The following is a 19589-nucleotide window of genomic DNA, read 5'->3' as shown; positions in this document are numbered from 1 at the left end:
GCAACCTTTCGTTGCGCTACGGTCGCCAACTCGGCAGGCCAGGGGGCAGCGGCAGGACGGCCGACAGGCGGCCGTCCTCAACTCAGGTGCCCTGATCTCTGGGCCCGGAACGTGCGCCGGAGTCGCGCGGCCGCCCACCGCCGGCCGGACCGACGGCGCAAATCTCATATTTCTTCGCACGGGGTCCATCCGTTCCCCCGTCGGCCTCGAATACCTCACAGAACGTCCGCGTGGCATCGGGCACCGGGTGCATTCGGCACAGAGGCACCCAACCGCTGACGGATCACGGTCCGTGCCCGATGTTCCACGTGTCGTGTGTTCGCCCGGCCCGGGTCCCCGGCCGCGTGGACGACAGCGCCTCCGGCCCGGGCCGCTCCAGGGCCGTCGAGTCGAATCGAATCCTTCCCAGGGAGTTCCCATGACGGGAAAGCCGGTCGGCACCTTGCCCCAGAGTCCTCGAAGTGCCGTGGCCGAGGCCACGGTGACCGACCCGTCCGCCGCGGGCACCGAGGAAGCGCTGGCGCAGGTGCTCGCCGACGTCATGCACCTCGACCAGGTGGAGACCGACTGTCACTTCTTCAACGACCTCGGGGCCGACTCCCTGGTGATGGCTCACTTCTGCGCTCGGGTCAGAAAGCAGACGGACCTCGGTCGGGTGTCGATGAAGGACGTGTACGCGCATCCCTCCATCGGCGCCCTGGCGCTCGCGATGGCGGCACCCGTTCCCGCCACGGTGACGGACTCGCCTGGTTCCGCTCCGGCCGCCCCTCCCCCGGCCTTCCCCACCGGCAAGGCCAGATACGTGGCGTGCGGGATGCTGCAACTCCTGGCGTTCGTCGCGTACTCGGGCATCGTCGCGTTCTTGAGCGTCCACGGCTACGCGTGGATCTCCGCCGGGTCGGGTGCGCTCGACGTGTACCTGCGCTCCGTGCTATTCGGTGCCGCCGTCTTCCTGGGACTGTCCGCTCTGCCCGTCGCGGTCAAGTGGGTGCTCGTCGGACGCTGGCAGCCCCAGCGGATACGCATCTGGAGCATGGCGTACTTCCGGCTCTGGATCGTCAAGACACTCGTCCGCTCGGATCCCCTGGTCCTGTTCGTCGGATCGCCGCTCTACACGCTCTATCTCCGGGCGCTTGGCGCGCACATCGGGTCAGGTGTCGCGATCTTCTCCCGCAACGTTCCTCTCTGTACCGACCTGCTCACCATCGGGGACTCCTCGGTCATCCGCAAGGACTCCTTCTTCGCCTGCTACCGCGCCCGCGACGGCCTGATCGAGACCGGCACCGTGACCCTGGGCAACGACACCGTGGTCGCCGAAGCATCCGTGCTCGACATCGGGACGTCGCTGGGTGACGGAGCGCGGCTCGCCCATGCCTCCGCGCTGCACAGCGGTCAGGCGGTGCCCGCCGGCGAGCACTGGCACGGATCACCGGCGCTGCGCACCGAGGTGCCGTACGAAGTGGTGGCGCCGGCCGCCTGCGGCACCCTCCGCAGGTCGGTGCACAGCATCACCCAGTTGTTGAGCGCGCTGCTGGTGTACCTGCCGCTGGCCGTCGGCGGGATCGGAATCCTCCTCGCCGAGGCGCCCCAGCTGTCGGCCGTGCTGGAGCCGGGACCCACGGTCCTCACGACCTGGGCGTTCTACCGCGATGCCCTGGCGGTCTCCTTCCTGCTGCTCTTCGTGATCACGCCGCTCGGGTTCCTGCTGCTGGCGACCATTCCCCGCCTGCTGAGCCGAACCATCCAGCCGGACAAGGTGTATCCGCTCTACGGCTTCCACTACGGAGTGCACCGCGCGATCACACTGCTCACCAACCGGCGTTTCCTGACCAGGCTGTTCGGGGACAGCTCCGGGATCGTGCCCTACCTGCGACTCCTCGGCTACGACCTGACCCCTGTCGAACAGACCGGCTCGAACTTCGGCACCGAGGTCAAACACGAGACGCCGTACCTGAGTTCGGTCGGGACGGGGACGATGGTGGCCGACGGGCTGTCCATCAACAACGCCGAGTTCTCCAGCACCTCGTTTCGCGTGTCCCGGGCCACCATCGGAGCGCGCAACTTCCTCGGCAACCGGATCGCCTACCCTTCGCGGGGCCGGACCGGGGACAACTGTCTGCTGGCCACCAAGGTCATGGTCCCCGTCGACGGGGAGATCCGGCAGGACGTCGGACTCCTCGGCTCACCCAGCTTCGAGATTCCCCGCTCGGTCCGACGCGACAGCAGTTTCGACCCGATGTACGAGGGTGAGGCGCTTCGTACCGGCCTCGCGGCCAAGAACCGGCACAACGCCACCTCCATGATCCTCTACCTGCTGGCGCGTTGGTTCTACGTCTTCGTGGTCACCATGGTCGTGTCGGGCGCCGCTGAGCTGTACACCTCGATCGGGGCCGAGGCCATCGCGCTCGGCAACGTCCTCGTCGTGGTCGTCAGCGCCGTGTACTTCGTTCTCGTGGAACGCGCGGTCACCGCTCTCCACCCGCCGGGCCCGCTGTTCTGCTCGATCTACGACCGGCGCTTCTGGCGGCGTGAGCGCTTCTGGAAGGTGCCGTCGGAGACGTACCTCCAGGTCTTCAACGGAACGCCCTTCAAGAGTGTGATCTGGCGCCTGCTGGGCGTCCGGATCGGACGCCGGGTCTTCGACGACGGCTGCTACCTGACCGAACGCACGATGGTCACCATCGGGGACGACGCCACCCTCAACGCGGGCAGTGTCGTCCAGTGCCACTCGCAGGAGGACGGCACCTTCAAGTCCGACCGTTCCAGGCTGGGTTCTCACTGCACCCTCGGGGTCGGCGCGTTCGTGCACTACGGCGTGACCATCGCCGACGACGCGGTGCTCGCGCCCGACTCCTTCCTGATGAAGGGCGAATCGGTCCCCCGGCACGCCTGGTGGGGCGGAAATCCGGCCCACCAGATCCGCCCGGGCGGATCCACGGACGAGGAGGGGTCGCGATGAACGGGTCCGTACGATCCGGCGCCGACTACTGGCGCGACGTGCTCACCGCGGGTGGTTCCACCTCGGTGCCTCGGTGGACACGCACTCCGGTGCCCGGCACCGCGATGGTCGAAGCGGCCGTCCCCGACGCTCTCGTCGCGGAGTTGGACCGTCTGGCGGCATCGACGGGCGTCTCCTTCGCCTCGGTGATGCTGGCGGCCCACGCCAAGGTTCTCGCCGCCCTGACCGGGGAATCCGCTGTCACCACCGGGTACGTCCCCGGTGCCCGTACGGCACCGCTGATCTGCCGCCTCACGACCGACCCCGCGTCGTGGCGGAGCCTGCTCCTGCACACGCACTCCACCGAAGCGGAGTTGCTGGCCCATCAAGGGTTCCCTGTTGAGGCACTCCGCGAGGAGTTGGGCCTCCCCGGCCTCGTTCCTGAGACGGTGTTCGATCCGACGGGCGACGGCGCGACCGACGCGGACCCCGTGCTGAACGTGGCCTTCACGCGGCCCGGCGGCCGACTCGTCATCCGGCTTCGCTACCGGACCGATGTCCTGGACGAGGAGGCCGCCACCAGGATCGCCGGCTACCACCTCTGCGCACTCGGCCTGATCGCGGCGGATCCGGATAGGACGCACCGCCGACAGAGCCTGTTGCCGCACGACGAACTCCGCCACCAGCTCGACGGCCTCGCCGGACCCGACCGTGAACTGCCCGACCTGCGCTGCCACGAGCTGTTCGAGCAGCGGGTGTTCAGACATCCGGACGCCGTCGCGGCCGTGCAGAACGACCGGCGGTGGACCTACCGGGAACTCAACAGCCACGCCAACCGGATCGCCCACGCCCTTCTCGACGCCGGGCTGCACCGGGAGGATGTCGTCGCCGTGCTGACCGAACGCAACCTGGAATGGGCGGCCGGCGTCATCGGCGTCCTCAAGGCCGGCGGCGCCTACCTGCCCGTCGAGCCGCACTTCCCGGCCGAACGCGTCACCGGCATGCTGAAGCGCGCCGACTGCGCGCTGGTGCTCACCGAATCCGGCAGCACCGCCGCGCTCGACCAGGCGGTGGACCAACTGCCGGTCACACGGGCGTTGTTCGTCGACCGGCTCTGCGAGCAGAGTGGCGACGACGACGATCCGGGCGTCCCCGTGGCGTCCGGCGATCTCGCGTACGTCTTCTTCACCTCGGGCTCCACCGGCGAACCCAAGGGCGCCATGTGCGAGCACGCCGGGCTGCTCAACCATCTCTACGCCAAGATCGACGACTTGGGGATCGGCGAGGGTGACGTGGTCGCCCAGACGGCGCCGCAGTGTTTCGACATCTCCCTGTGGCAGCTGTTGTCCGGGCTGCTCGTCGGCGGGCGGACCCTGCTGGTCGGCCAGGAGGCGGTCCTCGATGTCCGCCGGTTCCTCGACACGCTGGCCGACGGCCGAGCCGCTGTGCTCCAGGTGGTGCCGTCCTATCTCGATGCGCTTCTCTCCTTCCTGGAACGGAACCCGCGCGAACTGCCCCATCTGCGCTGCGTGTCGGTCACGGGCGAGGCGGTGAAGAAGGATCTCGTCGAGCGCTGGTTCAGGGCCCGCCCCGGTGTCCGGCTGATCAACGCCTACGGGCTGACCGAGACGTCGGACGACACCAACCACGCGGTCCTGGACGGCGTTCCGGAGGGCGACGGGGTGCCGCTGGGCCGTCCGGTCAACAACGTGCGCCTCTATCTCGTCGACGAGCACCTCTCCCCCGTCCCGCTCGGCGCCCCGGGAGCCATCGCCTTCTCCGGAGTCTGTGTCGGCCGCGGGTACATCAACGATCCCGAGCGGACCCGGGCGGTCTTCCTGCCCGATCCCCATCGGCCGGGCGAGCGGCTTCATCTCGGAGGGGACTACGGGCGCTGGCTGCCCGACGGGCAACTGGAGTTCCTGGGCCGCCGGGACAGTCAGGTCAAGGTCCTCGGATTCCGGATCGAGATCGGCGAGGTCGAAGAGAGCCTCCTGCGCGTACCGGGCGTGCATGGCGCAGCCGTGGTGGTCGCCCAGGCGGCCGGGCGCGGCCGGCACCTGCACGCCTTCTACACAGGGCCGCGCTCACTGGAACCCGCCTACCTCCAGCAGGAGTTGGGGGACATGCTGCCCGCCTACATGGTCCCGTCCGTCTTCAGTCGGCAGGAGTCCCTTCCGCTCACCGGCAACGGGAAGATCGACCGGAATCAACTGACGGCGCTCGCCGCCGAGTTCGATCCGCGCGTCGAGAACGGCACCGACACACCCCGCACGCCCACGGAGCGACGCCTTGCCGCGGCCTGGGCCGAGGTGCTCGGCGTCCCGCAGGACCGTGTGGGACGGCGGGACGACTTCTTCGACCGCGGCGGGACCTCGCTGTCAGCCGTCCGGGTGGCCATCTCCCTGGACCGGGAGGTCACGCTCAAGGACCTTGTCCACCACCCCGTCCTCACCGATCTGGCCGCGCTGGTCGACCGGCGTTCCACGCCCTGAACCGATCGCAACGTAAGGAACGACATGCCTTCCATCGAATCGACCATCTCACCGCTCGGCCTGGAACTGGAGCCCGGCAGGCCCGCGCTGTTGCGGGTCCGGGGCGCCGACGACCCGGCCGGCTGGGCGGCCGAAGCCGGGCAGGATCTCGCGTCCGCGCTCGTCGAGCACGGAGCGGTCGTGATCCGAGGGCTGGAGCTGCACGACGTGACCGATGTGGCGGCCGTCCTGGATCGGCTCGGAGTCGAACCGGTGGCGGAGAAGGAGACCTTCGCCCAGCGGGAGGCGTACGGCCCGGGCGTGTACTCCGCCTCACCCTGGCCGCCGAACCAGCCGATGTGCATGCACCACGAGCTGAGTTACACCCTCGATCCCCCGGGGCTGATGCTCTTCGCCTGCCTGTCCGAACCCACCGTCGGCGGAGCGACCTGCGTCGCCGACGCCGCTGGCGTTCTCGACGCGCTCCCCAGAGACATCGTCGAGCGATTCGAGCGCGCCGGATGGCTGCTCACGCGCACCTACAACGACGAGATCGGGGCCACGCTCAGCGAGGCATTCGGCACCGCGGACAGGAGTGCCGTCGAGGCCTACTGCCATGCCCAGGACATCAGTTGCTCCTGGCAGCCCGACGGCAGTCTGCGCACCACGCAGCGCCGCCGCGCGGTGGTGCGCCATCCCGTCAGCGGGCGGCGCTGCTGGTTCAACCAGATCGCCTTCCTGAACGAATGGACGCTCGCACCCGAGGTTCGGGAGTACCTGGTCGACGAGTACGGCGCCGGCGGTCTGCCCTTCAACACGTTCTACGGCGACGGCGAGCCCCTCGACGAGGAGGTCGTCCGGCTCATCAACTCGGCGTACGAGGACCACACCGTCCGTGCCCCGTGGCAGGCCGGCGACCTGCTCGCCGTCGACAACGTCCGCACCGCGCACAGCAGGGAGGCCTACGAGGGACCCCGCAACGTAGTCGTCGCGATGGCCTCACCGACACGCCCCGACATCGCCCCTCTCGCGACCGAAGGGGGGCTGCGATGAACACCGGACCTGCCCCGGCCGCCCTCACAGCCGGCGCCGGTGAGGCCGCGGTGCCGCCTTTCGCGGTCATCCCGGGCGGTCAGGTCCGGTGTGCCCTGGCCGGCCGCGAGAAGGAGATCGTCGAGGTGGTCGAGGCCACCTATCGACTGCACGGTGCCGGGGAGACCGTCAACCCTCCCTCCTCGTTCCTGCGCTTCCCGGACCGTCCGGCCTCCCGGATGATCGCCCTGCCGGCCTCTCTCGGAGGCGAGTCGCCGGTGGACGGGCTGAAGTGGATCTCCAGCTTCCCGGAGAACGTGCGGTCCGGGATACCGCGGGCCTCCGCCGTCCTGATCCTCAACGACCCCGACACCGGATACCCGTTCGCGTGCCTGGAGAGTTCCATCATCAGCGCGACCCGGACCGCGGCCTCCGCGGCATCGGCCGCCGACCGCCTCAGCCGGGACCGCCCGCGGCCCACCCGCGTGGGGTTCTTCGGCACGGGTCTGATCGCCCGCTACATCCACACCTTCCTGCGGGGCTCGGGCTGGTCGTTCGACGACGTCGGGCTGTACGACCTCTCGCCCGACAGCACCGCCGGATTCCGCGCGTACGCGGAGCAGTCCGACGATGCCGCCCGTGTCACCGCGCACAGCAGGCCCGAGGACCTGATCCGCGCCAGCGACCTGGTCGTCTTCGCGACCGTGGCGGCCGAGCCGCATGTCGGCGATCCGGCGTGGTTCGACCACAACCCCGTAGTACTGCATGTGTCGTTGCGGGATCTCGCGCCCCAGGTCCTACTGGCCTCGACCAACATCGTGGACGACGTCGAGCACTGCCTGAGGGCCGCCACCTCGCCTCATCTGACCGAACAGCTCACGGGAGACCGGGACTTCGTCCACGGCACGCTGAGCGACGTGCTGGCCGGCCGCGTGGATGTCCCGGCGGACCGCCCGGTGGTGTTCTCGCCGTTCGGCCTCGGCGTGCTCGATCTCGCGGTCGGGAGCTACGTCTACGACGAGGTGGCCCGCTCGGGCGAACTGCGGATCGTCGATGACTTCTTCCACGAACGAGGCCGCTACGGATAGGGGAACCCTGCCGGGCGGCGCGCCACGAGAAGAGCCCCGCACCGGGCAGAACCCAGCAACCGCAACCAGCACGACACCGAAGGGGAGCTCGTCATGTCGGTCATCTCCGTTCCTCAAGCCTTCAATGAGGAGGAGCTCTTTGTCGACCTGGAGTCGATCTTCGGGCACTCGCTGCTTCTCAAGTGCGAGGGGTTCAACTTCGCGGGCTCGATCAAACTCAAGGCCGCCGCCGAGATGGTGGCGTCGGCCGAGCGCGACGGCTCCCTCACCTCCGACTCGATCCTGATCGAGTCGTCGTCCGGCAATCTCGGCGTGGCGCTGAGCATGATCGCGGCGAGCAAGGGCTACCGGTTCGTCTGCGTCACGGACTCGCGCTGCAATCTGGCGACGCGGCTGATGATGGAGGTACTGGGCAGCGAGGTGCATGTCGTCTCGGGCCAGGAGACCAACGGCGGGCTCCTCGGCGCGCGCCTGGACCACGTCCGGCACATGTGCGCCACCGACGACCGGTGCGTGTGGCTGAGCCAGTACACCAACGAGGCCAACTGGAGGGCGCACTACCGCACCACCGCCCCGGAGATCGGCCGTGCCTTCCCCGACCTCGACGTCCTGTTCGTGGGCACGGGGACCACCGGAACGCTGATGGGCTGCGCGCGCTACTTCCGGGAACAGGACCGGCCGGTGCGGATCATCGCCGTGGACAGCGTCGGCTCGGTGGCCTTCGGCGGCGCCCCCAGCCGCCGCATGATCCCGGGCTTGGGCATGAGCATGCGCCCGCCGCTCCTGGACGAGTCCTACGTCGACGAGGTCGTACGGGTCGAGGAGGCCGACACCATCCGTACCTGCCGTCGCCTGGCTCGTCGCGGCTTCCTCTTCGGCGGCTCCACCGGCACCGTGGTGAGCGGGTCGATCGGCTGGCTGGCCGACCACGGGGCGCGGGAACTCACTGCGGTGGCCGTCGCCCCGGACCTCGGGGAGCGCTACCTCGACACCATCTACCAGGACAACTGGGTCCAGGACCTGTACGGCGGGGATCCGCTCGACGACGCCGAACTCGCACCGGCGCACTCCGTCGCGGACCGACGCACGCGGTGAAGCGGGCGCAGGGGTGCCGCCGAACAGCGGCACCCCTACGGGGATCTCAGCCGACCTCGAGGGTCAGGGCCGCGGTGTGCAGCTTCCCGCCGGTCCGGAACTGCAGGAAGAGCCGCCAGCTGCCGGCTGCCGGAAGTCGTGCGTCGAAGGCCAGCTTCGGGCCGCCGTGGTCACCGTCGACGTGGGTGGTGGGGTGCAGGTGGGCGAACGCGGTGTCGCCCTCGTGGAAGGCGGTCAGGTGGGCGTAGGTGTCGAGGTAGGGCTGGAGTGTGGTGACGGGCCTGCCGGCCTTGGTGACGGAGACGGTCAGCGGGTGGGACATCCCGGCCATCGGCCGGCCCTGGACGGTGACGGTGTATCCGTCGACGCGAGCGGTCGTGGCCGCGGCCGGAACGGGAGCCTGCCTCCCGGAACCGGGGACGGTGACACCGCGGCTGAGGACGAACGCCGTGCCCTTTCCGGCCCCGCCGGCCGGGGTGAAGGAGGCGAACATCCGCCAGGATCCGGGCGTGAGCTCGGAGAGATCGGCCGTCCAGGTTCCGTCGGCCGCCATGGTGGGGTGGAGATGCTGGAACCCGGTCAGGTCGGACCGAATGGCGTAGAAGTGCATCCGCTTGGTCTGGTCGACGGCGAAGGCGGTGACGGGCTTGGCGTCCGGGCCGGTGACGGTGAACCGATAGGGGGTCCGCTTGCCGGCCACGAGGCTCGCGTTGCGGCTCGTGAGCCGGTAGCCGTCCTTGGCGCTCGCGAGGCCGTTGCCACCGGCCATGTGGTCCATGCCGGGCATCTGCCCCTTCGACGACGAGTCCTTCGACGGCGAGGCGTTCGACGTCGGGGATGTGGACGCCGTAGCGCCATGGTCCATGCCCGGCATCGAGGAGGATCCGCCGGAGGAGCCGCAGGCCGCGAGGACAAGGGCCAGGGCGACGGCGGTTCCGGGTGCCGCGAGGGCGCGTCGGCGTACGGCGGGACGAGCTGTGAACATGAGGTTGTTCTTTCCGCGTGGGCGCACCACGCCGTGCGGGCGCGCGCTGGTGAGCAGGACACGTCGCCGACTCCAAGGGTCCGGAGGTCGGCTCGGTCCTCTCAGGTCCGCGCGATGCACACCTGGAGCAGCAGGCGGCGCCCGCCCGGCGGGGGTGGGCCACGCCGTCCCGTCGATCCGAGGAACACGGGGCGGGCCAGGAGAGCGGCCGCCAGTACGGCGACGAGGGCCGCCAGGGTGCTCGTCGGCAGGGGTGTCCGGTCGCGTGCGGGGGTCGAGACGCATGTCGTCCCGTGCGTCCCGGACGCGTCGGAAGTCTGATGGGCCACCGCTGGCCTCGACGTCGGCGATACGGCGGAGCGCATCGCCATGCCGTCCACGGAGCCTGTTGCCGTCATGGCGACGAGGTCGTGGCGTTGGGGCATCGACTCGGCGGGCATCGCGCCGTGGCATCCCTCGGCGGCGGTCGCCGGCGCTCCATGCATGAAGAACAGCCCGAGCAGGACCGCGCACAGGGTGAACAGCCGCTTGCTGCCCCGCCTGTTCTGCTGTCCGGCACCTGCCACGTCTGATCCATCTCCCCGCGTCGTTCGGATGCGCACTCACTCGGGCACGCCTTGGACGATACCCCGGGCCGGTATCCGACGCATGTCGCACCCAGCACGCGCAGGGCGGTCAACCGGCCGTCGGGGGCGACAGAGCTACGCGGCGCCAAGCCGGCGCAGGCAACGTCAACGTGCTCGGCGCCCGGCCATGAAAGGCCGTCAAGTACGAGGCACGGGTCCCTGACGCAGTCCCTGACGCAGTCCCTGACGCAGTCCCTGACGCGGCTACGGCACGAGCCGGGCGTTCCGGCTACGAACGCGGGGCACTGTCCCACCGCCATCCGGTCCGCCGCTCCCGTCCCGGCAGGTCACCCCTGCCGGTGGCCCACAGCAGGGTTGGCCAGGGATCGGGTGTCGTTGGCTGCCGGCACGTCGGGGAACAGTCTCTTCAGCACTCGGGCGCAGATCGCCCCGGGCGCCTGCCAGTTGAGCCCGAGACCCAGGGCGAGGTCCTCGGCGTGGGCGAACAGCTCGACCAGACCCATGGCCGCGGAACCCTCGGGATCCGTCGTTCCGAAGGTGTGGAAGGCGCGAGCCTGTGGCGATGCCGTCCGCACCATCGCCACATGGAGGGCGCCACACGCTTCGAGGACCTGCACCATTCCCGTCGGACCGCTCTCGCGCTCGGCGAAGATCACGTTGGCGGGTTTGCCCGGCGCCTGCTTGCGCCAGACGAAGGGCAGGTGGGTATCCGCCGGAGGTACCCGCGGCCCCAGTTGGGCGGCATACGAGAAGAGGTCGTCGGCCAGGTGCTCGGCCGTCTCCCAGCAACTCCACACCAGAGACCCGGCGGGCACGTTCCAGTCAGCGGCGAGTGCGTCGCGCTGACGCAGAAGTGCGGCAACGAGTCGGACGCCCTCGGCGAGATCGTCGGCTCTCACGGTGCCCCGAGAGTGGGGCGGATCGACGTGACCGTGATCGGACATGCGTTGAGCCTAGGGGTCCTGCATCCGGTGAAGCCATGGGTGTTGACGAGCTCGGGGGAACCTGCCCTCGCCTCTTCGGGCAGCGCTGGTTCGCAGTGGCGTCCGCTCCGGACGTCGCGCCGGGACAATCGGCACACCGCTCGGCTCAACGCCTCGCAGCGGTGCGCTGCCATGGGACGGGTGCCCCCAACTCTCCTTCTCTGTCCACGAGTTCTACTGGTCCGAGCCGGGTGCCCTCGCGCGTGACAAGGATGCTGCCCCGCGGCGGCACGATCACCCCTCACTTTCGGTCGAGCCGGTATCGGTAGCGGTAGTCGCCGCGGTCGCGGGACGCCGCGGAGAGGGGTGATCGGGAACTTTGCCGGTCGCCGCCGATTCGTCTGGGCGCTCTGCCGCGAGTCGGGCATCGCGCCCTGTCGTGCGACCGCCAAGGACCGCGGCGACGACGAGCACCATGCCCGCCACCTGCGGTGCTGTCAGCGCCTCCCCGGCCAAGGTGACGCCGAGGAGGACGCCGGTGACCGGGTTGAGCAGGCCGACGAGGCCCACGGTGGCTGCGGGCAGGCGGCGCAGGCCGGTGAACCAGGCGAGGAAGGCCAGGGCCGTGGCGACCACCGAGGTGTAGGCGTAGGCGGCGATGGCGGCGGGGCCGGTCGGAGGCGGCGCACCCTCGGCCACCGCGGCGGCGACCAAGAGGATCAAGCCACCGATGGTGAGCTGCCAGGCCGTGACCGACAGGACGCTCGGCCCCAGATCCCATCGTTTGCTCAACAGGAATCCGACGGCGGAGACGAGCAGGGCAGCCACGGACGCGAGGACACCCACCGGCCTGACCTCGGCGCCCGGGCCTCCCAGCATCAGCGCGACCCCTCCGAGGCCGACCACCGCCGCGATGAGCTGAGCACGGCGCGGACGCTCACCGAGCAGAGCCCATGCGCCCAGCATGAGCACGAGCGGTGAGAGCGCCATGACCATCGAGGCCGTGCTGGTGGGCAGAGTCTGCGAGGCCATGTAGACGAGGACGAAGAACGCGCTGGTGTTCAGCAGCCCCAGGACCGCCGACCGACCCCACCACGCCCCGCGCGGTCGCTCACGGGCCAGGACGAGCAGCAGGCAGCCGGCGGGCAGAGCGCGCAGTGCGGCACCCCAGAGGGGCTGGCCGGCGGGCAGGAACTCGCGCGTGACGTAGTAGTTGGCGCCCCAGGCCACCGGAGCCACGGCCGTCAGGGCAACCCACCGGACATTACCTTCCATGGAAGCCACTATAGCTTCCCCGGAAGATATAGTGCAGTGGTGGAAGAAGCCAGTCCCAAAGCGCCTGACCATGTCGCCCGCATCCAAGCCGCCTGGCGTCGCGAGCGGCCCGACCTCGATGTCACCCCTCAGGCCGTCATCGGCCGACTGCATCGCCTGGCCGGACTGCTCACCGAGGAGCTGTCCGTCGTCTATCGCCGCTACGGGCTGGGCGAGGGTGATTTCGACGTCCTGGCGGCGCTGCGCCGGGCCGGTGAGCCGTTCGAGCGTGCGCCGGGAGAGCTGGCGGCCCACACGATGGTCACCACCGGCGCCATGACCAAGCGCATCGACCGACTGGAGCGGTCGGGCCTGGTCACCCGCCGCCGCGCCGCAGACGACGGCAGAGGCCGAGTCGTCGCACTGACCACTGCGGGCAAGGAGCTCTTCGACCGCGCCTTCACCGACCACATCCACAACGAGCACCGCCTGCTGAGCACCCTCGGCCCCGACGAGGCCGCGACCCTCGAAACCCTCCTCACGAACTGGCTGGGACGACTGGAGTCCCCCTGATACTCGGGCAGGGCCTCAGGATCGGCGAACGAGCCCCGCCTGAGTGCGTCGGGCGGCACGATGAACATCCATGACTGATCAAGAGGCTGCGTTCGCCCATGCCACCCGTCTCGTGGCCGAACTGTTCCCACAGGCGCTCGGGGCTGTTCTCGGCGGGTCGGCTGCGCAAGGCCGTTCCACTCCGACAAGCGACCTCGACATCGGAATTCTTCTGCCGGCCTCCGCTGGAAGCGGCCGAGAAGTCCTTCGTCACGAAGGGCGCCTCGTAGAACTGTTCCTCAACTCCAACGAAGATCTGGCCGAGTTCTTCGCATGGGACCGCGCCCGTCGTCGAGCGACCGTGATCTTCGTCTACGCCCATGGGGCAGCACTGGCCGACTCGGAGGGTCATGTCGCACGTGCTCGTCAGATGGCGGAAGAGATCGTCAAGCTGGGACCACCGCCCTTGACGACGGAGCAATGGCGCCACGGTCGTTACGTGCTGACCTGCTACTTCGACGACCTCGTCGACACGGCGCCGTCAAAACGCCACGAGCAGCTCGCCATCGCCGACCACGCCCTCCGGGAGTCTGCCGAACTCCTCACGGCTCGCCGAGGCGCCTGGACGGGAATCGGTAAATGGTTGCCACGACGGCTCGTTGAGGCAGACGCAGAGCTGGGCACCAAACTCCTGGACGGCCACCAGGCTGTGGCAGAACATGCGGACCCGACTCAGTTGGCGTCCGCCGTGAACGAACTCCTGGAACTGATCGGAGGCCCGCTGCGCGAGGGCTACTCACACCGGTGGCCGTCGTCCGCAGCAGGGCGATCCTGAAAGCCGGGGTCCCGCGCGCCGGATCTGCGAGGTCGACCTTGCGGTCGCCCCGGTACTCGATCCCGACCGGCCTGAAGGGGCGAGGCAGTCCGCGGTCGTGCTTCACGACGACAGAGAGCGGCCTGTCAGGGTCGGTGCCGGCCCTTGTTCGGGATCATCGACATCAGGTGGGCGTGGGTCTCGGGGTCGGCGGCCGCCACGAGGCCTCGGCCTGTCCGGCCCAAGGGGGCGCCGTCGATCCCGGTGACCACACAGCCGGCGGCCCGGCACAGAGCGATGCCGGCGGCGAAGTGGACACTCGCCGACAGGTCGCCTCCGTCCGTGACGTACGCGGCGCGCTTGCCCGCTGCGACCCAGGCCAAGGCCAGCGTCGAAGACACGACCCGGGGTCGGAATCGTTCGACGAAGTCGGCCCGGCCCAAAAGGTCGACGGCCCGGAAGCCGGGCGCGTTGGGGAACGGTGGGTCCAGGTTCACGTCCACGAGTGCTGTGGCGGGCGTCGGCACCAACCGGGCGTCGGCACCGTCGCGCCGTACCCAGGCGGTTTCACCGTCGGTGTGGAAGATCTCGCCGCTGAACGGGTCGGCCACCGCGGCAGCCCCGTTGCGCAACGCCACGTTGACCGCCACCACCATGTTGCCGACGGCGTAGTTCAGCGTGCCGCACAAGGGATCCACCAGCCACCTGCGAGCCGTCTGCGAGGCGCCCTGCTGACCGCCCTCCTCGCCGAGGACGGCGTCATCGGGCCGGGCAGCTCGGACGACACCGAGGATGACCTTCTCGGCCTCGATGTCGGCGGCCGTCGCGAAGTCCCCGGCGCCCTTGTCGACACGGGTCAACTGTCGACCGTACAGGGCGCGCACCACGTCAGCGCCGGCTCGCGCCGCGGCTATGGCGACGCCGGCATCATCAGAACCCGCGGGTGAGTTGATCACAGCGTCCAAACTACCGGGCGGGCGGCCTGGCGGGCTGTCCCGGTCGCGGCGCTAGGCAGGACGGACCTCCACCGCCCGTACACCCGCGTCCGCTTGCTCGATCGCATAGATGACGGTCTGGCCCTGCGTCAGGTGGTCGACGAACTTGAGGGACTGCGCCTGGAACGGAACATCCTCGTCACCGCCATAGGGAGCGATGAGCCCAAGGCCCCTCGCAGCGTCGAACGAGAGCACCCTGCCGGCTCGCAAATGGCTTCGCACAACCTCACCTCTTCGTCCGCGCCCTGTCGTCTTGTCGCTTTGTCCTTTCCCGCGCAGGACTGTAGAGCACCCGTCGCCTCACGAACAGCACGCCAGGCGGTTGTGGCGCAGCCGTTCGCTCGTGGCGATCATCTTGCGACCGACGCGACCATCCCGGCGGTTGCCTCCCACAGGCGGCCGGCCGTGGCCGCGTCCAGGCCGGCCTTCCCCTGCCGGCGGACGGTCGGGGAGCCCCGGAGGCCACCCAGCCCGTCCGGGCCGACGTAGGAGTTTCCGGGGACGTCCTGGGTCGCGGCGTAGAGCAGCGACAGCGCTCCGCGTTCGGGGGTGTTCGTGAGGAAGGTGAGCCGGTTGACGACGTTCGACCGGGAGTGGGCGGCCAGTGTGGTCCGGGCGATGCCCGGGCTCGCGAGCACGGAGCGCACCGGGCTGCCGGCGGCGGTCAGCCGGCGTTGGAGTTCCAGCGAGAACAGGACGACAGCGAGCTTCGAGGCTTGGTAGGCCTGCATCCCGTGATATTTGCGCGTGCGCCAGTCGAGGTCGTACAGATCGATCCTGCCCTGCCGGTGAAGTTCGCTGGTGACGTGCACGAAGCGGTCGGTGATGTGCTCGAGGAGCAGGCCGGTCAGCAGAAAGGGGTAGCTCTACTGCCAACTCCTGCTCGAACCCGACCAGGGACAGTCCCTGCTCGTCTTCACCGCCACCCCGGGCACGGAGAGCCACGAGAAGCTCGCCCTGCTCACGGTGCTGGGTACCGACCGATTCGCCGCCGCCGCGGAAGCACGCCGGAACCCTCCCGTCTGAGAAGCACCGAGGCCGGCGCCGGCTCGCGGAGATGCAGCCGACGCCGGTTCACAGGGACGCGGTCAGAACCAGTGGAGGCAGTGCGGAGGGCGGTCGGCGTGGAAGAGTACGTCGGCCAGCGCGCCCGCGCCCGGGCTGTGGGCCCGGATGTGTCCGGCACGAATGAGGGTGCTCGGGGCGGTGCCACCGAGGTAGATCGAACCGAGGTCGCTGACGTCCAGGGACAGGTCCGGCTCGTGGTCCGTCGGGACGCAGTCCGCCTTGCCGTCCCGGACGGTCAGCGAGTACCGGTTCCGCTCGCCGAGGAACGGGTCGTCGACGTCGAGGACGAGTTCCCCGTCCGTGAACCAGCCGCGCGTTGTCAGCGCACGCGGGACGTCCAGCAGCCGCACCCAGAGCCAGTCGGTGTCGTGGCTCACCTCGCCGGCGCGGAAGTCGTCAAGCTGCCAGCGCAGCGGGTGCTCGGGCGGGAGGTGCTTGAACACGATCTGCGTCACCAGGTCATGCCCGAGCAGGAACCGGGCCAGAGCTGTGAACACGGCGTCGTCGGTGGCGATGGTCTCGTCGACCGTCAAGGTGTCGGCTTCGCCGATCGAGTAGCTGGCGTATCCGTCCGGGACGCCGTCGCCGTCACGGTGGATGGCAACGTAGCGCGGCGCGGGGGCAATGGGCGGCTGCCCCGCTCCTGAGGCCCACCAACGGTGCGGCCGGGACAACGCGCCCGGCTGTGCGCGACGGTAGCGGTCGTAGATCTCTTCCAGGATCGGGCCGCATTCGGCACGCCGCACCACCTCGATGCCGCCGGGCGATTCGGCGTCGGCCGTTCCGCGCGCCCGGGGTCCGGTAAGAGCGCCCTTGTGGCGCGGAACCGTCAGCCGCCGCGTGTAGGTGGCCGGTCCGTAGCCGAACCTGCGGTAGATCACGGCCTCCGAGGCCAGCAGAACCGACAGGAACTCCCCGCGCGCCCGCAGCTCGGTGAGCTGGTGCCGCATCATCGCGCTGAGCAGGCCTTGGCGTCGGTGCGAGGGCACCACACCCACGGCGGTCACCCCCGCGGCCGGGACGAGGATCTCGCCGGGCAGGGTGAGTTCGAAGGAGTACGCGGCCGCGGTGCCGACGGGCCGACCGTCCTCCGTCGTCGCGAGCAGGCCACGGTCCATTTCCAGCGCTGCCCACCAGACTCCGCCGCCCTCGGCCGGGGTCGCCGGGAAGCGCCCGAACGCGGCATGGAGTGTGTCGACGAAGACGTCGAGGTCCTGGTCGGTCGTGGGACGGATCTCCATGACCACTGCTGCCTCCCCGGCATACCGACACCACCCGTCGTCGTGTCCCGCAACAGTGGAGCGGTGGACACCGCTCAGGTCAATCGAATTGCGGCCGCTCGCGGAGCCGTTCGCCGTTCGGTCCGTTCCCCGCCGGCGACTCCGCACCGTGGTGGGCGGTTCCCCCGGCACACAGGGCCGAACCAGGGGAACCTGAGCCGGCCAGTCCCCGAGGGGGAAGGCCACCTGACCGGCCTGCTCTTCGACTGCCCGGTTCGGCGGCCGTGCACCTGCGGAACCCGTGAGGAACCTGTGCACTCCGCGCGGGGATACGCGCTTGTCGACGCGGGCCGGTCCGCCGGACCGGGAAGTTCGAGCCGTCCTCCAACCGGCAGCCTTCAGGGCGCCACCGAGCAGGTCCTCCCATCTCCCTTCATCTCCCCGCCAGTGCCGCGCAATTGAGGCAGGCAGCACGTCAACGGCCCATCGCCGCAGCCCCGGGCCGACCGCCGGCACTCCCCCGCGTCGGACGTCAGCGGCGCGCCAGCGCCAGGACGCTCAGGCCGAACATCAAGACACCCAGCGGGAGATGGACCGACGGGATGTGCGCGATGCCCAGCACGACCTGGATCGAGGCGAGGGCGAGGAAGCCGGATGCCTGCCAAACGTGCCGGGGTGAGCCGCCGCCCGGCTTCCACGCCAGCACCGCCGCGAGAACGTACAGCATCGACGCCCCGTACATCACACGGGCTCCGACACTGTGCAGCGTCTCTCCGTAGGACGCGGTGAGCAGTAGTCCGGCGGAGATCGCCTGAAGGAAGATGGTCAGGGTCTGCAGAACGATCGCGGTCTGAAGAAGCGAGAAGCGGTGCTGTGTCGTCACCTGGGTGGCCATGCCTCGGTCCCCTTTCCGCCCCGGGGGCGGTCGATCGATAAGGTCTCACCAGCCCGACGACACGGGACCGCGAAAGGTAAGGCCGGGGGGCGGTCAGGGGATGGGGACGGCAGGGGCGAACATCGCCGAGCTGGCCGGTGAGCGACGCCAACTGATGAACATCGCCTACCGGTTGCTCGGTTCGGTCGCCGAGTCCGAGGACGCGGTGCAGGAGGCCTACGCGCGCTGGTTCGCACTGCCGCGAAGCCGGCAGGAAGAGATCGTGTCGCCCGGCGCCTGGCTGACGACGGTGACCGGCCGCGTCTGCCTGGACGTGCTCGGCTCGGCGCGGGCACGGCGGGAACGCTACGTCGGCGCGTGGTTGCCCGATCCGCTGCCCGACCGTGCCGAGTGGGACCACGTCTCTGTGCTCGACCCCGCGGACCGGATCGTCCTGGACGAGTCCGTGACCATGGCCTTCCTCGTGGTCCTGGAGTCGATGACGCCGGCCGAGCGGGTTGCGTTCGTCCTGCATGACGTCTTCCGGTACCCCTTCGCCGAGATCGGCGGGATCCTCGACCGGACCCCCGCGGCGTGCAAGCAACTCGCCGCCTCTGCCCGCCGGCGGGCGCGCGACGCGCGCGCCTCGGTCACGGCGGCCGTCCAGGCGGATGCGGTGCGCCGGGTGAAGGAGGCATGGGAGACGAAGGACATCGCCACCCTCGTCGAACTGCTCGACCCTGCCGCCATCATGACCGCCGACGGTGGCGGCCTGGTCGGCACCGTCCTGCGTCCGATCGAAGGCGGCGCCCGCATCGCGCAGTACATGGTCGCCATCGCCGACAAGGCTCCGGGGCTGGAGCTGCTGGAGCGGTCGGTCAACGGGCGGCCAGGTCTGGTCGCCCGAAGCGGGGGCCTCGTGATGACCGTGGCCTCCTTCGACGTGACGGAGACGCGCGTGACCCGGATCTGGGCGGTGCGCAACCCTGAGAAACTGCGACCATGGGGGTCGGACAACAGGCCTTGAGGCAAAAGGACTTCACGTCCCGAGCCCCTCACGGGCGTGCGATAGGTTGCCCGCCATGACTGGACTCGGACCCGTGACCTGGCCACCTGCCCCGATCAAGACCGAACGGCTCGTGCTTCGCGAGTCCGAGGCCCGGGACCGTCCGAGGTTCATCGAGCTGTTCGCATCGGCGGAGGTGGGCACCTACACCGGCGGCTCTCGACCGCGTGATGAGCTCGAACGTGAGGTGCCTGAGGTCTCCGGGCGGCGCACTGGTTTCTTCGTGATCGAACTCGACGGAGCGATGATCGGCGTGATCACGTTCGATCGGCGCGACGCGGAACGTCTGGGGCACGTCCGGTCGCATGCCGGGGTGGCCGAACTCGGCTACCTGTTCTTGCCGGAAGCGTGGGGACAGGGATACGGCACCGAGGCGTGCACAGCGGCACTCGACTGGTTCACGGACGCACTTCCTGGCGAGCCGGTGGTGCTCACCACCCAGACCGCCAACGTCAGTTCCCTGCGCCTCGCGGCGAAGCTGGGGTTCACCGAGGTGGAACGATTCGAGGAGTACGGCGCCGAGCAGTGGTTCGGCGTGCGGTCGCCGGTCACGAGATCCGGCTGAACGGTGCCACGGCTGCTCTCACTGTCGTCGCGCGAGCGAGTTCCCGTGTTCGTCCGAAC

General features: G+C 69.7%; 17 protein-coding genes and 2 pseudogenes. 10 read left to right on the top strand and 9 right to left on the bottom strand.

Features of this window, described 5'->3' with window-relative positions:
- Positions 1 to 418: 418 nt before the first annotated feature.
- The 5 genes from ACIRQH_RS12625 to sbnA all read left to right on the top strand — a co-directional run bounded on the left by ACIRQH_RS12625 (position 419) and on the right by sbnA (position 8627).
- Positions 419 to 2959 (top strand): Pls/PosA family non-ribosomal peptide synthetase, encoded by a 2541-nt coding sequence (locus tag ACIRQH_RS12625; protein WP_404225635.1) that lies wholly within the window; start codon positions 419 to 421, stop codon positions 2957 to 2959.
- Positions 2956 to 5433 carry an amino acid adenylation domain-containing protein gene (locus tag ACIRQH_RS12620; RefSeq protein ID WP_404225633.1) on the top strand — a complete coding sequence of 826 codons (2478 nt, stop codon included), beginning with the start codon at positions 2956 to 2958 and terminating at the stop codon, positions 5431 to 5433. Before ACIRQH_RS12625 ends, ACIRQH_RS12620 begins: the two co-directional genes overlap by 4 nt.
- A gap of 24 nt (positions 5434 to 5457) precedes the next feature.
- Complete coding sequence (locus ACIRQH_RS12615) at positions 5458 to 6465, top strand: TauD/TfdA family dioxygenase (protein WP_404225631.1); 1008 nt, start codon at positions 5458 to 5460, stop codon at positions 6463 to 6465.
- A complete protein-coding gene (gene sbnB, locus ACIRQH_RS12610) occupies positions 6462 to 7532 on the top strand; it encodes a 2,3-diaminopropionate biosynthesis protein SbnB (protein ID WP_404225629.1) in 1071 nt (356 codons plus the stop codon). The genes ACIRQH_RS12615 and sbnB overlap by 4 nt, the downstream gene beginning before the upstream one ends.
- A 93-nt stretch (positions 7533 to 7625) precedes the next feature.
- Positions 7626 to 8627, top strand: a complete 1002-nt coding sequence (gene sbnA, locus ACIRQH_RS12605; protein WP_404225627.1) for a 2,3-diaminopropionate biosynthesis protein SbnA — start codon at positions 7626 to 7628, stop codon at positions 8625 to 8627.
- 46 nt (positions 8628 to 8673) lie between these two features.
- Here the strand turns inward: sbnA and ACIRQH_RS12600 are convergent, their stop codons facing one another.
- From ACIRQH_RS12600 to ACIRQH_RS12585, 4 genes and pseudogenes are all read right to left on the bottom strand, one after another.
- Entirely contained in the window at positions 8674 to 9612 is a 939-nt protein-coding gene (locus tag ACIRQH_RS12600; protein ID WP_404225625.1) for a hypothetical protein, read from the bottom strand.
- 101 nt (positions 9613 to 9713) lie between these two features.
- Complete coding sequence (locus ACIRQH_RS12595; protein WP_404225623.1) at positions 9714 to 10178, bottom strand: hypothetical protein; 465 nt, start codon at positions 10176 to 10178, stop codon at positions 9714 to 9716.
- Positions 10179 to 10467: 289 nt separating this feature from the next.
- Positions 10468 to 11143, bottom strand: a pseudogene (locus ACIRQH_RS12590) (hypothetical protein).
- A gap of 273 nt (positions 11144 to 11416) precedes the next feature.
- Positions 11417 to 12397 carry a DMT family transporter gene (locus ACIRQH_RS12585; RefSeq protein ID WP_404225621.1) on the bottom strand — a complete coding sequence of 327 codons (981 nt, stop codon included), beginning with the start codon at positions 12395 to 12397 and terminating at the stop codon, positions 11417 to 11419.
- A gap of 39 nt (positions 12398 to 12436) precedes the next feature.
- On the opposite strand from ACIRQH_RS12585, the gene ACIRQH_RS12580 reads away from it, so the two are divergent.
- Together ACIRQH_RS12580 and ACIRQH_RS12575 are read left to right on the top strand one after the other, a co-directional pair.
- Positions 12437 to 12949 (top strand): MarR family winged helix-turn-helix transcriptional regulator, encoded by a 513-nt coding sequence (locus tag ACIRQH_RS12580; RefSeq protein ID WP_404225619.1) that lies wholly within the window; start codon positions 12437 to 12439, stop codon positions 12947 to 12949.
- 70 nt (positions 12950 to 13019) lie between these two features.
- Complete coding sequence (locus ACIRQH_RS12575; RefSeq protein WP_404225617.1) at positions 13020 to 13763, top strand: nucleotidyltransferase domain-containing protein; 744 nt, start codon at positions 13020 to 13022, stop codon at positions 13761 to 13763.
- Between the two features lie 125 nt (positions 13764 to 13888).
- On the opposite strand, the gene ACIRQH_RS12570 is transcribed toward ACIRQH_RS12575, so the two are convergent.
- The 3 genes from ACIRQH_RS12570 to ACIRQH_RS12560 form a co-directional block, all read right to left on the bottom strand.
- Complete coding sequence (locus ACIRQH_RS12570; protein ID WP_358821099.1) at positions 13889 to 14698, bottom strand: inositol monophosphatase family protein; 810 nt, start codon at positions 14696 to 14698, stop codon at positions 13889 to 13891.
- 51 nt (positions 14699 to 14749) lie between these two features.
- Positions 14750 to 14932, bottom strand: coding sequence for a hypothetical protein (locus ACIRQH_RS12565; protein WP_358821098.1), 183 nt, complete (start codon positions 14930 to 14932; stop codon positions 14750 to 14752).
- Between the two features lie 155 nt (positions 14933 to 15087).
- On the bottom strand, positions 15088 to 15549 hold the full coding sequence (locus tag ACIRQH_RS12560; protein WP_404225614.1) for a hypothetical protein: 462 nt from the start codon (positions 15547 to 15549) through the stop codon (positions 15088 to 15090).
- 52 nt (positions 15550 to 15601) lie between these two features.
- Here ACIRQH_RS12560 and ACIRQH_RS12555 point away from each other — a divergent pair.
- Positions 15602 to 15763 (top strand): annotated as a pseudogene (locus ACIRQH_RS12555) (transcriptional regulator); the annotation flags it as partial.
- Positions 15764 to 15825: 62 nt separating this feature from the next.
- On the opposite strand, the gene ACIRQH_RS12550 reads toward ACIRQH_RS12555, so the two are convergent.
- Entirely contained in the window at positions 15826 to 17046 is a 1221-nt protein-coding gene (locus ACIRQH_RS12550) for a GNAT family N-acetyltransferase (RefSeq protein ID WP_404225612.1), read from the bottom strand.
- A gap of 511 nt (positions 17047 to 17557) precedes the next feature.
- Positions 17558 to 17920, bottom strand: a complete 363-nt coding sequence (locus ACIRQH_RS12545) for a hypothetical protein (protein ID WP_358821094.1) — start codon at positions 17918 to 17920, stop codon at positions 17558 to 17560.
- Positions 17921 to 18020: 100 nt separating this feature from the next.
- On the opposite strand from ACIRQH_RS12545, the gene sigJ reads away from it, so the two are divergent.
- Positions 18021 to 18926 (top strand): RNA polymerase sigma factor SigJ, encoded by a 906-nt coding sequence (gene sigJ, locus ACIRQH_RS12540; protein WP_404225610.1) that lies wholly within the window; start codon positions 18021 to 18023, stop codon positions 18924 to 18926.
- A gap of 55 nt (positions 18927 to 18981) precedes the next feature.
- A complete protein-coding gene (locus tag ACIRQH_RS12535; RefSeq protein WP_404225608.1) occupies positions 18982 to 19530 on the top strand; it encodes a GNAT family N-acetyltransferase in 549 nt (182 codons plus the stop codon).
- Positions 19531 to 19589 lie beyond the last annotated feature (59 nt).

The sequence above is a fragment of the Streptomyces sp. NPDC102279 genome (genome assembly GCF_044766365.1).
Taxonomy (GTDB): domain Bacteria; phylum Actinomycetota; class Actinomycetes; order Streptomycetales; family Streptomycetaceae; genus Streptomyces.
The sequence above is the reverse complement of the archived record's forward strand: the minus strand, read 5'-3'. Positions and strand labels throughout refer to the sequence as shown.

What these genes read in the sequence shown, in the direction of transcription:
- ACIRQH_RS12625 (WP_404225635.1), top strand. Translation starts at nt 419, where the DNA reads ATGACGGGAAAGCCGGTCGGCACCTTGCCCCAGAGTCCTCGAAGTGCC.
- ACIRQH_RS12620 (WP_404225633.1), top strand. Translation starts at nt 2,956, where the DNA reads ATGAACGGGTCCGTACGATCCGGCGCCGACTACTGGCGCGACGTGCTC.
- ACIRQH_RS12615 (WP_404225631.1), top strand. Translation starts at nt 5,458, where the DNA reads ATGCCTTCCATCGAATCGACCATCTCACCGCTCGGCCTGGAACTGGAG.
- sbnB (WP_404225629.1), top strand. Translation starts at nt 6,462, where the DNA reads ATGAACACCGGACCTGCCCCGGCCGCCCTCACAGCCGGCGCCGGTGAG.
- sbnA (WP_404225627.1), top strand. Translation starts at nt 7,626, where the DNA reads ATGTCGGTCATCTCCGTTCCTCAAGCCTTCAATGAGGAGGAGCTCTTT.
- ACIRQH_RS12600 (WP_404225625.1), bottom strand. Translation starts at nt 9,612, where the DNA reads ATGTTCACAGCTCGTCCCGCCGTACGCCGACGCGCCCTCGCGGCACCC.
- ACIRQH_RS12585 (WP_404225621.1), bottom strand. Translation starts at nt 12,397, where the DNA reads ATGGAAGGTAATGTCCGGTGGGTTGCCCTGACGGCCGTGGCTCCGGTG.
- ACIRQH_RS12575 (WP_404225617.1), top strand. Translation starts at nt 13,020, where the DNA reads ATGACTGATCAAGAGGCTGCGTTCGCCCATGCCACCCGTCTCGTGGCC.
- ACIRQH_RS12550 (WP_404225612.1), bottom strand. Translation starts at nt 17,046, where the DNA reads ATGGAGATCCGTCCCACGACCGACCAGGACCTCGACGTCTTCGTCGAC.
- ACIRQH_RS12545 (WP_358821094.1), bottom strand. Translation starts at nt 17,920, where the DNA reads ATGGCCACCCAGGTGACGACACAGCACCGCTTCTCGCTTCTTCAGACC.
- sigJ (WP_404225610.1), top strand. Translation starts at nt 18,021, where the DNA reads ATGGGGACGGCAGGGGCGAACATCGCCGAGCTGGCCGGTGAGCGACGC.
- ACIRQH_RS12535 (WP_404225608.1), top strand. Translation starts at nt 18,982, where the DNA reads ATGACTGGACTCGGACCCGTGACCTGGCCACCTGCCCCGATCAAGACC.